This window comes from Singulisphaera rosea (assembly GCF_054877945.1).
Genome location: NZ_JBTYIP020000015.1, coordinates 156,293 through 169,439, shown reverse-complemented (window position 1 = coordinate 169,439; position 13,147 = coordinate 156,293). Strand labels below are relative to the sequence as shown.

The 13,147-nt window shown below is 62.8% G+C and carries 7 protein-coding genes; all 7 read right to left on the bottom strand.

Annotated features, from left to right (window positions below; translation table 11 throughout):
• Positions 1-56: 56 nt before the first annotated feature.
• Positions 57-1,403: a type IV pilus modification PilV family protein gene (locus ACYOEI_RS23605; protein WP_462852086.1), complete on the bottom strand. Its 1,347-nt coding sequence runs from the start codon at positions 1,401-1,403 to the stop codon at positions 57-59.
• 126 nt (positions 1,404-1,529) lie between these two features.
• Positions 1,530-3,122, bottom strand: a complete 1,593-nt coding sequence (locus tag ACYOEI_RS23600; RefSeq protein ID WP_462852085.1) for a prepilin-type N-terminal cleavage/methylation domain-containing protein — start codon at positions 3,120-3,122, stop codon at positions 1,530-1,532.
• A 247-nt stretch (positions 3,123-3,369) separates the two neighbouring features.
• Positions 3,370-4,626 (bottom strand): type II secretion system F family protein, encoded by a 1,257-nt coding sequence (locus ACYOEI_RS23595; protein ID WP_462852084.1) that lies wholly within the window; start codon positions 4,624-4,626, stop codon positions 3,370-3,372.
• Positions 4,627-4,796: 170 nt separating this feature from the next.
• Positions 4,797-6,515 carry a GspE/PulE family protein gene (locus ACYOEI_RS23590; protein ID WP_462852083.1) on the bottom strand — a complete coding sequence of 573 codons (1,719 nt, stop codon included), beginning with the start codon at positions 6,513-6,515 and terminating at the stop codon, positions 4,797-4,799.
• 259 nt (positions 6,516-6,774) lie between these two features.
• A complete protein-coding gene (locus ACYOEI_RS23585; protein WP_462852082.1) occupies positions 6,775-7,884 on the bottom strand; it encodes a type IV pilus twitching motility protein PilT in 1,110 nt (369 codons plus the stop codon).
• A 367-nt stretch (positions 7,885-8,251) separates the two neighbouring features.
• On the bottom strand, positions 8,252-9,982 hold the full coding sequence (locus tag ACYOEI_RS23580) for a GspE/PulE family protein (RefSeq protein WP_462852081.1): 1,731 nt from the start codon (positions 9,980-9,982) through the stop codon (positions 8,252-8,254).
• 438 nt (positions 9,983-10,420) lie between these two features.
• Positions 10,421-13,093: a pyruvate, phosphate dikinase gene (ppdK, locus tag ACYOEI_RS23575; protein WP_462852080.1), complete on the bottom strand. Its 2,673-nt coding sequence runs from the start codon at positions 13,091-13,093 to the stop codon at positions 10,421-10,423.
• Between the last annotated feature and the right edge of the window lie 54 nt (positions 13,094-13,147).

The window sequence follows — 13,147 nt, the reverse complement described above, 5'->3', positions numbered from 1 at the left end:
CTCCCCCATTCGAAGCGGCCGGAGTTCGGCCGTTCGCAGCCTCGGGCGTTCTTCGCTTATCGAGTATAGACGGTCCTGGGAAACACATTGATGACGCTGGGTGCGACAAGGGCCGCATTCACATGGACCGGCGAGACCGGGGACTGTGTGCTATCGAGCAACGTCTGCGCCCTCAAGTCCGTGGCCACCCACACCGTCATCGACCTGAAGTCGCCGTTATCCCCATTGAAGGCGACCGCGACATCCGGCACCGTCCGCTTGATGATTTGATACCAGTAGCATCGTTGGTAGGGGTAATACGCGGAAACCGGTAGAGCAGCACCCGTAGCGTTAACAGGATAGGCGCGACTCGAATCTAGCGCGGCGTTGCGTTCGTAGGTCACGTCGGCAATCCAACTCCCGACCCTCACGTCCGGGTCCGGCATCGAGGCTGGCCACCGCAAGAGCACCACCCGTTTCGCGGCCGCTCCATATCCGTAGCTCCCCCCGACGGTGAGGACAGAACTGCTGTAGCCGAATACCGCCTCGACGACCGGCTCACCACTGGCATAGTCCAATTCAGTACCACCAGCGAACGGTGCCGTTGTCACCGCGTCGACACCGATCGGTCGGTTTTCAAACACGACGATGTCACCGTCGAATACGTTCGCGTTGTAGACGTCGCTTTGCTGCCCTGTGAACATCCACGTGTATCGCCATTCATTGACGATCGAACCTGCGCTCATGTCGGGCACGATAGGGCTCGCTTCGCCCGCCCCGGCGGTACCGTCTCCACCCTGGAAAATGATGTCTTCGGGGGACACAAAGATGTTCGGTACGGTGCTCCCTGTAGTGACGACCGGATTGAAGTTGGTGACTCGTTGCAAACCATGGGCGCTTGCCGCCCCTCCGTCCGGATCAGCACGGACATATCCGATGCCATTCGCAAACCGGCATTCGGGCGCGGAGTTGTCAAGATACACTCCGCTCGAACCGGCGTAGCTCGACTGGTAACGCCAAAGGGGATCGTAAGCGACAGGCAAGCCTGCGCCGAGTGTCCGGACCGCACCGTTAGCGATGCTCGTAGCGTCCTTCACAGGATAAACGTTGATGTCATGAATCCAAGGATCATAGGAGCCTGCCGCGTTCGGTAGGGCCCCTCCATTGGCGATGGTGTTGTACCAAGGACTGAAATACGGATTCAGGAACGATGACTTGTTCAGAAGATTCCGGGCGCCAAGATCGGCAGCAGCGAACTCGGTCATGTAACCGGAGCGTGAGAGCCTCGCTGCATCCCGGAGTCGGATGAGGCCGAGCGGAAAAAGGGTGGCGATAGAGACGATCCCGACACCCATGATAAGTATCGAAATCAAGATTTCAGTTAGTGTGATGCCTGACCTGGGCTTCGACACTCGGGGGATCATCGATTTGGGCTCCTTCGACCCCGAACAAACCGGGGATGTCCAAGGGTCGGGATCGGGATCACAAGCCATTCCTGTCGGGATTGGGTGTCGATTTCGAGCAGCGATCGCCCGAGAAAGCCCACTTCATCACTGAATCACACCGCCGGCAGCCATGACGTTGTGGTTGGTGATGTCGTCGGCGCCGGACTCCTGGAGGAAGGCGGCGGTCGGTCTTGTGAGCGGATTCACAGGGGTGCCCGTCGGGTGCACCATCTCATAGATGCCGCACTGGGCTGCGAACCCTTCGATCTGGATTGCCGCTGGTGCCGTGGAGTCGACCAGGGCCGACGTCGGATCGTGGCCGTTTTGATTCACGACTCCACTTGAGAGGTTGCCGTAGTCGACTTCGCACATGCCGACGCCTGGGATCTGATCGGGGCCAGCGGAGAGTATCAGGAACTTCGACTTGAAGGCCCGTCGTTGAGTGAAGGCGGCGGTGGTGGTGCCGGAGCGATTCCACCAGTGGACCGTGTCGACGGTCGCACCCCCATACGTCGCCAAAGGCTCACGGAGCGGGACGAAAAGGGCTTCGAACAACGCACCGCTCGAGCTTAGCGTGCCTTGTGCTCCTGGACCTGAGCTGACACCCCAGTTGACCCCGCCTGTTGCCGTATGTGCGAGGAACCAGGCGGGTGCCATGAGTTGCTGATTCGGATCGATCGGGTTTTGCTCGCGGGTCTGGAATACGGAATCGTAGGGCCCATTGCCTGAGGTCCCCATCGTGAAGCCTTCTTGCAGGTCCGAGTGGTAAAACACCGGCCAGCGGAAAAACTGGAGCGGCTGCCCCCAAGAGTCTACGAACTCGGGCAGGCCGTCACCGTCGGTGTCTTGGACTTCCTTCGCGGTGAAATCCTCAGCCTGAAACGCACTGCCAAATGGGCCAGCCCCTTCGACTAGGAGGGCGTAGAGCATTTCCGCCCGAGCGGTATTATGCTTGTGGGCTTTCAATCTGGTGAGGATCGTGGCCTGCTGGTCGGCACTTAGGCCGATGAGACCTTCGGCGAGGTCGTCAATATATCCTTGGGTGTCGTGGTCATTATCCGTACCATCGAAACCCTGGGGACCGTATCCGAGGTTCTTGTAGATCGCCGCAGCAGCCTCGAACGCCGCGCCATTCCAGCCAGCCGGCAGGATCTGCCAGTATGGCTTCCCATGGCTGTCGTTCCCCACATACGTTGTGCCGGGGAGTTGGGCTCGGTAGACAGTACCTTGCCCTGCACCAAGGGGGTAGCCAGCTCCGACCCCACCGTAAATCCTTCGTCCGAAGTTCAGGGGGTAGACGCCGCTTGGCGATGCAAGTGAGGTTATCTCGACGCCGAACGAATCGGGAAGTTGGGCCGCAAGAAAGTCGAACTGAGCGATTACCTGGGCTCGCTGGTTTCCAGCGATGGCGACCGAAGTGCCCGCTCCGGCCACGGCGTTCAGGCTAATCTGGCCAAGCGACGCGTGAAACGGATTCGGAATCTGTCGCTGTGACGTGATGGCGTCCATGCGATCCGTCATCGCGTTCTCGAGCTTGATGATGAGGGATTGCGTCGCGCGGATCTCCGCACTGCGGATCCCCCCGGAGGCGGCCTGGAGGATGAAGGCCAGGATGATCCCGATGATCACCATGACGATCAGCAGTTCGACCAGGGTGAAGCCGGCCGGTCGTCCTGGTTGGCTCGAGTGTCGTGTCATCGGGACCTGTCTCCATCCCGGCCACGAGGCCGGGCTCGATTCGCGAACGGTACCGTGGGTCGGCCTAAGCGAAGGTCAGGGGTATGGACGCCGAACCGGTGCGGCTTGGGCCGCGGGCAAATGGGGCCGGTTCGTGAGTTCGGTTGCTGGAGGCGGGCCCGAGGCTCGCGACAATCGGGCCCGTTGGGGACCTCGAGGCTGCGGAATTCAGCCTCGAGGTGAGTATCGTTGACGTCCGTCCGGGCGATCAGCCCGAGAGCTTGGTGATCAAGGTGATCAGCGGGAGGAACAACGCGATCACGATGAAGCCGATGATACCGCCGAGCACGACGATCATGATCGGCTCGAGGAGGCTCACGAGGCTCTCGACCAGGGCCTCGACCTCTTCGTCGTAGTTGTCCGCGATCTTGTTGAGCATCGAGTCGAGCTCGCCGGTCTCCTCGCCGACGTCGATCATGTTGACGACGATGTCGTCGACGATGCGCGACTCGCGGAGCGGCTGGGCGATCGTCTCGCCCTCGCGGATGCTGTCATAAATCCGGGTGAAGGCCCGCTCGAACACCATGTTGCCGGCGGTGTCACGGACGATGTTGAGCGACTCGAGGATCGGTACGCCCGACTGCACGAGCGTTCCCAGCGTCCGCGTGGTCCGGGCAACCGTCGACTTTTCGACGATCGCCCCCATCACGGGTATCATTAATAATATTCGATCACAGACATACGCTCCTGTTTTATTGCGGTACAGGAGCTTGATGATGATCCAGACGAAGAACGGGAACATGAACACGACGTAGAAGTAGTCGACGACGAAGTGGCTGGCGGAGATCAGGAACGTCGTCATGCCGGGGAGGGGCACGCCGAAGTCTTTGAAGATCGCCTCGAACTTCGGGATGATGAAGTAGAGGATGAAGCCGACGATCACGCAGGCGACGAAGATGACGACGATCGGGTAGACCATCGCCGACTTGATCCGCCGCTTGAGGGACTGCGACTTCTCCTTGAAGTCGGCGAGGCGCTGGAGGATGGCTTCGAGGGCACCGCCCGCCTCGCCGGCCTTGATCATGTTGCAGTAGAGGCGGTCGAAGGCCTTGGGGTGCTTGGCGAAGGCCTCGGAGAGGGTCTGGCCGCTCTCGATGTCCTCGACGACGTCGCCCAGGGAGTTCTTGAGCACGCCCGGCTTGCACTGGCCTTCGAGGATCTTGAGGCTCCGGAGGATCGGCAGGCCGGCGTCCTGGAGCGTCGAGAGCTGTCGGGTGAAGGTACAGAGCTGCTTGGTCGAGATCTTGCCGATCGTGAAGGCTTTCTTCTTGCCGCGCCGGCCCCCCTTCTTGGCCGCGGTGCGGGTCCCCCCGCCCTTCTTCTTGTCGGCGCGTTCGGAGATCTTCGTGACGAAGAACCCCTTCTGGCGGATCAGCTGCTGGGCTTCTTCCTGGGTCGAGGCGTTGATCGTGTCCTTGACCTCGCGACCCGTGTGGTCCATCGCCTCATATTGATACGTCGGCATCGTCGTCCTCCCGGGAGCGGCATCACCACGTCGGCGTCTTGGCTATTGGCATCGAAGTCGAGTCAATCTTGGGGGGGGGGGCGAGCGTGCCTTGCGTCGCCCGCAAGGCCTCGGCCCTTCCCTGGTGTCGCGTCCAAACAGCCACGCCTTCGCGGCGGGACCTCCTTGGATCAAGTTTCATCGAGGATCGTTTCCCGGAGGATCTCCTCGATCGAGGTTTGCCCGGAGTGGATGGCCTTGAGCCCCGCCTCGCGGAGCGTCCTCATGCCGTACTTGCGGCAGGCCTCGCGGAAGTCGTCGAGCGAGGTCTCGGCGACGACCATCTCGCGGAGGGTGTCATTCATGACCAGGAGTTCATAGATCCCCATCCGGCCCTTATAGCCGGTGTTGTTGCACTTCTCGCAGCCCTTGCCGTAGAAGAATTTCTTGGTGGCGGCCTCGGCCGTCGTCATGCCGAGTTCCATGGCCACTTCCTGGCTCGGCTGGAACTCGGTCCGGCAGAAGTTGCAGATCTTGCGGACGAGCCGCTGGGCGAGCACCCCTTCGATCGTCGCCGTGATGAGGAAGGTCGGCAGCCCCATGTCGCGGAGCCGGGTGATCGCCGAGGGGGCGTCGTTCGTGTGCAGGGTCGTGAACACGATGTGCCCGGTGAGCGAGGCCTGGATCGCGATCTCGGCGGTCTCGAGGTCTCGGGTCTCGCCGACGAGGATCTTGTCCGGATCCTGCCGCAAGATGGCGCGGAGGCAGGCGGCGAAGGTCACCCCGATCTCGCCGTTGATCGGGACCTGGATCAGGCCGTCGATGTCGTACTCGACGGGCTCCTCGGTGGTGATGATCTTCTCGGTGATCTCGTTCAGCTCGTTCAGGGTGGCGTAGAGAGTCGTCGTCTTGCCCGACGAGGTCGGGCCGGTCACGAGCACGATGCCGTTCGGCTTGTGGACGAGCTCGCGCCAAAGGACCAGGGTGTCCTCGGGCATGCCGATCTTGTTGAGGTCGAGCTGGACGACGGTGCGGTCGAGGATCCGGAGGACGACGCTCTCGCCGAAGAGGGTGGGGAGCGTCGAGACGCGGATGTCGATCTGGTTGCCGCCGATCTGGAGCTCGATCCGGCCGTCCTGCGGCAGGCGTCTTTCGGCGATGTCGAGGTTCGACATGACCTTGATACGGCTGGCGATCGCGGGGGCGAGGTGGCGGGGGGGCGGGACGAGCTCGTAGAGCACGCCGTCGACCCGGTACCGCATCTTGTACTCTTCCTCGAACGGCTCGAAGTGGATGTCGGAGGCCTTGTCCTTGATCGAGAGCAGCAGCACCATGTTCAGGAGCTTGCGGACCGGCGCCGCCTCGGCCATTTCTTCGATGGCCTCGAGGTCGATCGTGTTCTCGCTGCGGTGCGAATACTGCGACAGCCCCTTGTCGTTCTCGATCTGCTTGACGACGTCCTCGATCGACTCCTGGTGCCCGGCGTAGAGGCGTTCGATCGCCGCCATCACCTCGGACTCGGACCCGATCGCCCCCTTCACGTCGACGCCGAGGAACTGGCGGAGGCTCTCGAGGGTCGACGGGTTCTGGGGCTCGGCCATCGCGACGGTGACGCTCTTGTCCTTCTTGTTCATCGCGACGGGCACAACCTTGAAGGCCGTGGCCATCGTCTCGTTGACCACGTCCGTCAGCTCGGACGGGATGGTCACGTCGGCGAGCTTCATCACCTTCATCCCGAGCTGCTCACCGAGCGCCTTGAGGACGTGGTCCTCCTTCACGAGCTCGAGTCGCACCGCGACCTTGCCGAGCAGCTCGTTACCGGACCGTTTCTGCTCCTCGAGGACGGCCCAGAGCTTGTCCTCGTTGAGGTAGCCCATGTCCACCAGGATCTGGCCAAGTCGGCGCGCCATGAGTGAAACGACCCTCTCGGGGCGGAGGCCCCTTGACGGAGCCTCCCGGAACCAGGGTGGAACGGTTTAATTTACGGGATCCGAGTATCCGCAAGCTCCGACCCGAACGGGGGAGCGATCGACTTCCAGCAGGGGCGAGGGCGAAGGCTGCGAGTGGGCCGAAGGACGGAGAAGGACTTGCAGACTCACTCGCATACAAAAACGAGCATCCCCGATTCGATACGAGCGAGGGCGTGTGACGTGACGCGCCTCGACCGGATTAACCCTCGTCTTCCCCCTCTTCTTGGTCGTCGAAAATGCCCTTCTTCGCGTTCTCGATGCGTTCGCGAAGCTCGCCGACTTTACGCGATTTCATGAGAACCTCTTCTTCCTCGACGAGCCCTTGCCGCCAGAGGTTGAAGAGGCTGTCGTCGAGGAGGATCATGCCGTGTTTGCGGCCGGTCTGGATCGACGAGTCGATACGATACGTCTTGTTTTCGCGGATCAGGTTCGAGATCGCGGGGGTGATGACGAGCATCTCGTAGGCGGCGACCAGTCCCTTGGGCTTGCGCGGGAGGAGGGCCTGGGCGAGGATGCCGATGATCGCCACGGAGAGCTGGGTGCGGATCTGGTCCTGCTGTTCCTGCGGGAAGACGTCGATGATTCGGTTGACGGTACCTTCGGCGGAGTTGGTGTGGAGGGTACCGAAGACGATGTGACCGGTCTCGGCGGCGGTGATGGCGGCGGAGATCGTCGCCAGGTCTCGCATTTCGCCGACGAGGATGATGTCGGGGTCCATTCGGAGGGCGCGACGGATGGCCTCGGGGAAGTCGGGGACGTCGATGCCGATTTCGCGCTGATTGATGAGCGACTTTTTGTGCTTGTGGAAGTACTCGATCGGGTCTTCGATCGTGATGATGTGCCGGTCCATGTTGTCATTGATCCAGTTGATCATGCTCGCGAGGCTGGTCGTCTTGCCCGAGCCGGTCGGCCCGGTGACGAGGATCAGGCCTCGAGGCCGCTGGATCAATTCTTCGATGACGGCGGGGAGCCCGAGCTGCTGGAACGTGAGGAACTCGTTCGGCACGCGCCTGAGGACGAGGCCGATGTTGCCCCTCTGCTTGAACACGGCGACGCGGAAGCGGGCCATGTCGCCGAACGCGAATCCGAAGTCGGTCCCGCCGACTTCCTGAAGCTCCTGCTGGCAACGTTCGGGGGTGATGCTCTTCATCAACCCGGACGTGTCCGACGGCTCGAGGATCTTCGTGGCCAGCGGGCGCATGTGACCATGCAGACGGAGCATCGGCTGGCTGCCGACCGTCAGGTGCAGGTCGCTCGCCTTTTGGGTGCAGACCGTCTGGAGCAGCTTGTCGATGAGGAGCGTTCCCATTGCCGATTCAATCCTCCCGCATGCGTTCCCTTGGGGACCTCCTCCGGGCCGGGGCCGAGCGGCTCGGCCGATCCGGGGGGGCTTGACTTTGTCTTATGAACCGAGTGTCCACCAGGATGGGATGCGGGCTTCTGGAGTTACGGCAAACGATCCAGGGCCAGTCGCCAACAGCATTATCCGGGCGGTTGAGGGCACGATCAAGCGACCATGTCAAGGTCGACCGATTGACCACAGCGTCGTGGAGGACTTGCCGACCCTCGGTTTGGGTCTCGAGGACGCCTCGCCCGAGGGTCGCGTCACCTCGGATCGGTCGGACCGATCCGAGGTTCTCTCTAAGGTTAACTCGGCAATCGGCGTCCGGCCCGCCTCAGTGCGACGATTCGCCGCCGCCGTCCTGTTTGGTGATCCGCAAGATCTCCTCGAGGGTCGTCAGGCCCTTGAGCGCCTTGATCATCCCGTCCTCGAAAAGCGTACGCATCCCCTGTTTCCTGGCCATCTTACGGATAACCTGGGTGGGCTCGCCCTTGAACGTCATTTCTCGAATCTGGGTCGTCATGGTCAACAGTTCGTAGATGCCCATGCGGCCGCGATAGCCCGTCTTGTTGCAGTGCGAGCAGCCCTTCCCCTTCATGAAGTTCGCCTTCTTCACGATCTCGGGACGGAGGCCGATGGCCTGGATCAGGTGGGCCGGAGGCTCGACCCGCTGTCGGCATTTGGGACAGACTTTGCGCACCAGGCGTTGGGCCATGATCGCCATGACCGAGCTGGCCACGAGGAACGGCTGGACGCCAATATCGACCAGTCTCGTTACGGCGCTCGGTGCATCGTTCGTGTGTAGCGTACTAAAAACCAAGTGTCCTGTCAGTGATGCCTGGATCGCGGTGTTTGCGGTCTCTTCGTCGCGAATTTCGCCGACGAGGAGGATGTTCGGATTCTGTCGGAGCATGGCCCGGATGATTCGCGCAAAGGTCATCCCGATCTTGGCCCGGACCTCGCACTGGTTGACTCCGGGGAGGTAGTACTCGACGGGGTCTTCGGCGGTGATGATCTTGACGTCCGGCCGGTTCAGCTCGTTGAGCGCGGCGTAGAGGGTGGTCGTTTTGCCGGACCCGGTCGGGCCGGTCACGAGGAGAATCCCGTTCGGCCGCTTGATCATCGACGAGAAGCGTTTCCAGTCTTCCTCGCCGAACCCGAGGTCGCGGAGGCCGACCTTGATGTTGTCTCGGTCGAGGATTCGCATGACGACCGACTGGCCGTGGCTCGTGGGAAGGATGCTGACGCGGAGGTCGATGTCCTTGCCGGCGACGAAGATCTTGATCCGGCCGTCCTGGGGACGTCGCTTCTCGGCGATGTCCATGAACCCCATGATCTTGATACGGCTGACGATCGACCCGAGGAGGCGTCTGGGCGGGGAGTCGCGTTCGACGCAGACGCCGTCGATCCGGTAGCGGATCCGGACGCGGTCGGCGAACGGCTCGATGTGAATATCCGAAGCCCTCATGTTGACGGCTTCCTGGATGACCAGGTGGACGAGCTTGATGACCGGGGCGTCACCCTCTTCCAACGTGTTCGCGCCGCTCCCGGTGCGGGTGCCGCCGGCGTCTTCGGCGAAGTCGATCGCGGTGTCGGTGAATTCCTGGAGCATCGAGTCGACCGACTCGGTCTCGGAGGAGGTGCCGCCGTAGTACTTGTTGATGGCCTCGACGATCGCCTCTTTGGGGGCGAGCGAGACCTCGATCTCCCGGTTGAGGACGAACCTGAGTTTGTCGATCGTGTCGAACGAATTCGGGTCGTGCATGATCACGCGAATCGTCCCCGCCTCCGAGGAGAGGGGCATCACGATGTTCTCGCGCGCGAGCGACTCCGGCACGAGCTCGATGACGGAGGGAGGGATTTCGATCTCGCGGAGCTCGACGAAGGCCAAGCCGTGCTGCTCGGCCTTGGCTTTGACGATGTCGTCGATCGCGGCATATCCCAGCTTGACGAGCGCGTCCTCGACGGGGAGGGTCCCCATCCGCTGGGCTTCCTTCACTTGATCCGGGCCGAGCAGTCCCCGCCTGACCAGGATCTCCGTCCAATCTCGGCTCTGCTTCGCCATGGGAGATGCGACTCCGAAGGAATTCGCCGACCGAATGTGGAGGCGCGAGCGCGGAGGCCGTCGAATGACGGCACCCTGGGAGTCGAAACCTCGATCGCTGGTCGGCTGTTACGAGGGAAACGGTGTGGGGAAACGTCCGATCCGCCTGCAAAGGAACGCGAGGACGACCGAATTCGACGGACACGTAACAGGCCGCGATGATGGGGATGACAGAATCGATAAAGTTAACGTTACCACAGCGATGGGGCACCGGCAAGCAACCGGTTGCGAAATCAGGCAAGGGATAACGCGGATGCGAGGCTTCGGCGAACCAGGGCTGCGCGTGCTGAAAGGACGAGGGTCGACGTCGTCCCGACTTGCTTTCGAAATGCGGCGGGGCCGCCCAAGGTGATCCTTTGGACGGCCCCGCGAGGTTCGAAGTTCCCGGATCGGGAACGATTAGCGATCGCGGCTGATCGTCTTCCCGTCGGCCAGCGCCGCCTGGGCGGCGGCGAGGCGGGCGATGGGAACCCGGAACGGGGAGCAGGAGACGTAGTCGAGCCCGACCTTGTGGCAGAAGGCCACGCTATCGGGGTCGCCGCCGTGCTCGCCGCAGATGCCCACCTTCAGGTGCTCACCCTTGGCCTTTCGGGCCGCACGTCCCTTCTGGACGCCCATCTCGACGAGCTGGCCGACGCCGGTCGTGTCGAGCGACTGGAACGGGTCGACCTTGAGGATCTTCTGGTCCATGTAGGTCGGGACGAACGAGGTGATGTCGTCGCGGCTGAACCCGAAGGTCATCTGGGTCAGGTCGTTGGTGCCGAACGAGAAGAACTCGGCTTCCTCGGCGATCTGGTCGGCGGTCAGGGCGGCGCGGGGGACCTCGATCATCGTACCGATCAGGTAGTCGACCTTGACTCCGGCCTTCTTCATCGCCTCTTCGGCAACGACAATGGAGCGCTTCTTGAGGAAGCTCAGCTCCTCGATCAGCCCGACGAGCGGGATCATGATCTCGGGCAGGACCTCGATGCCCTTCTTCTTGACCTCGATCGCGGCCTCGATGATCGCGCGGACCTGCATGTCGCCGATCTCAGGGTAGAGGATGGCGAGGCGGCAGCCGCGGAGGCCGAGCATCGGGTTCGATTCGTGGAGCTGCTCAACTCGTCGCTTGACCTTCTCGATCGGGACGCCGAGCTGCTTGGCGACTTCGGCCTGGCCGGCCTCATCGTGCGGCAAGAACTCGTGGAGCGGCGGGTCGAGGAGGCGGATGGTCACCGGGAGACCGGCCATCGCCTCGAAGAGGCCGACGAAGTCTTCCCGCTGGTAGGGCTCGAGCGAGGCGAGGGCCGCCTGTCGGCCGGCGAGGTCGTCGGCGAGGATCATCTTCCTCATGTCGACGATGCGCTGGCCTTCGAAGAACATGTGCTCGGTCCGGCAGAGGCCGATCCCTTCGGCGCCGAAGTCGCGGGCCTTCTTGGCGTCCTTCGGCGTGTCGGCGTTGGTGCGGACCTTGAGGGTCCGGGCCTTGTCGGCCCAGCCCATCAGGACGGCGAAGTCGCCGGTGACCTCGGGGTCGACCGTGTCGGCCTTGCCGATCATGACGTCGCCGGTGGTGCCGTTGATCGTGAGGAACTCGCCGACCTTGACGACCTTGCCGGCGATGGTGATCGTCCCGGCCTTCTCGTCGATCTGGAGGGCGCTACAGCCGACCACGCAGGGTTTGCCCCAGCCTCGGGCGACGACGGCCGCGTGGCTCGCCTTGCCGCCGGTGGCGGTGAGGATGCCCTTGGCCAGGTTCATCCCGGCGACGTCCTCGGGGCTCGTCTCCTTGCGGACGAGCATGATCGGCTCTTTGGGATTCTCCTCGGCGAACTTCACCGCGGCCTCGGCCGAGAGGATGACCTTGCCCGACGCGGCGCCCGGGCTGGCGGCGATCCCCTGCGCGATCGAGGCGACCTTCGACTTCGGGTCGAGCTGCGGCAGGAGGAGGTGGTTGAGGCTCTCGGGGCTGACCCGCTGGATGGCGGTCTTCTCGTCGATCAGCCCTTCCTTGACCATCTCGACCGCGATCCGGACGGCGGCGCTCCCGGTGCGCTTGCCGGTCCGGGTCTGCAGCATGTAGAGCTTGCCTTCCTGGACCGTAAACTCGATGTCCTGCATCTCTTTGTAGTGGGACTCGAGCTTCTCACGGATGCCCATGAGCTGCGCGTAGACCTCGGGCATTTCGGAGTCGAGCCGGCTCATCGGCTCGGGGGTCCGGATGCCGGCGACCACGTCTTCGCCCTGGGCGTTGATGAGGTAGTCGCCGTAGAAGAGGTTCTCGCCGTTGTTCGGGTCCCGGGTGAAGGCGACGCCCGTGCCCGAGTTCTCGCCCATGTTCCCGAAGACCATGGCCTGGACGTTGACGGCGGTCCCCTTCAGGCCGGTGATCCGCTCGATGCGGCGGTACTCGATGGCCTTCTTGCCTTCCCAGCTATTGAAGACGGCCATGATCGCCGCCCAGAGCTGGTCGAGGGGATTCTGGGGGAAGTCGCTGTTCGTGTATTTCTTGTAGACGGCCTTGTAGCGCGTGACGAGGACCTTGAGGTCGTCACCGGTAAGGTCGGTGTCGAGCTCGACCTTCTTCTCGGCCTTGAGCGAGGAGAGCTCGTGCTCGAAGTGCTCGTGGTCGACGCCCATCACGACGGAGCCGAACATGTCGATGAGGCGTCGGTAGCCGTCGTAGGCGAACCGGGCGTTGCCGGTCTTCTTGGCGAGACCCTCGACGGCCACGTCCGACAGGCCGAGGTTGAGGATCGTGTTCATCATGCCGGGCATGGAGAGCGCGGCACCCGAGCGGACGCTCACGAGCAAGGGGTCGGCCGGGTCGCCGAGCTTGGAGCCGATCATCGACTCCATCTGCTGGATCGCCGCCTGGACCTGCGGCTTGACGGCCTCGGGGAGCGACTTGCCCTTCTCGTAGTACTCGGCGCAGACTTCGGTCGTGATCGTGAAGCCGGGGGGAACGGGGATGCCAATGACGCTCATCTCAGCAAGGTTAGCCCCCTTGCCACCGAGCAGGGACTTCATGTCCGCCTTGCCGTCGGCCTTGCCCCCGCCGAACGAATAGACATACTTCTGCGAATCGGCCATCGGTGGAACAAACTCCCTGGGGCGCGTCAATCGGTCCCTCGGCGACCGTCGCGG

Excerpts from the sequence above, each read along its gene's own strand:
- ACYOEI_RS23605 (WP_462852086.1), bottom strand. The coding sequence starts at position 1,403 with ATGATCCCCCGAGTGTCGAAGCCCAGGTCAGGCATCACACTAACTGAA.
- ACYOEI_RS23600 (WP_462852085.1), bottom strand. The coding sequence starts at position 3,122 with ATGACACGACACTCGAGCCAACCAGGACGACCGGCCGGCTTCACCCTG.
- ACYOEI_RS23595 (WP_462852084.1), bottom strand. The coding sequence starts at position 4,626 with ATGCCGACGTATCAATATGAGGCGATGGACCACACGGGTCGCGAGGTC.
- ACYOEI_RS23590 (WP_462852083.1), bottom strand. The coding sequence starts at position 6,515 with ATGGCGCGCCGACTTGGCCAGATCCTGGTGGACATGGGCTACCTCAAC.
- ACYOEI_RS23585 (WP_462852082.1), bottom strand. The coding sequence starts at position 7,884 with ATGGGAACGCTCCTCATCGACAAGCTGCTCCAGACGGTCTGCACCCAA.
- ACYOEI_RS23580 (WP_462852081.1), bottom strand. The coding sequence starts at position 9,982 with ATGGCGAAGCAGAGCCGAGATTGGACGGAGATCCTGGTCAGGCGGGGA.
- ppdK (WP_462852080.1), bottom strand. The coding sequence starts at position 13,093 with ATGGCCGATTCGCAGAAGTATGTCTATTCGTTCGGCGGGGGCAAGGCC.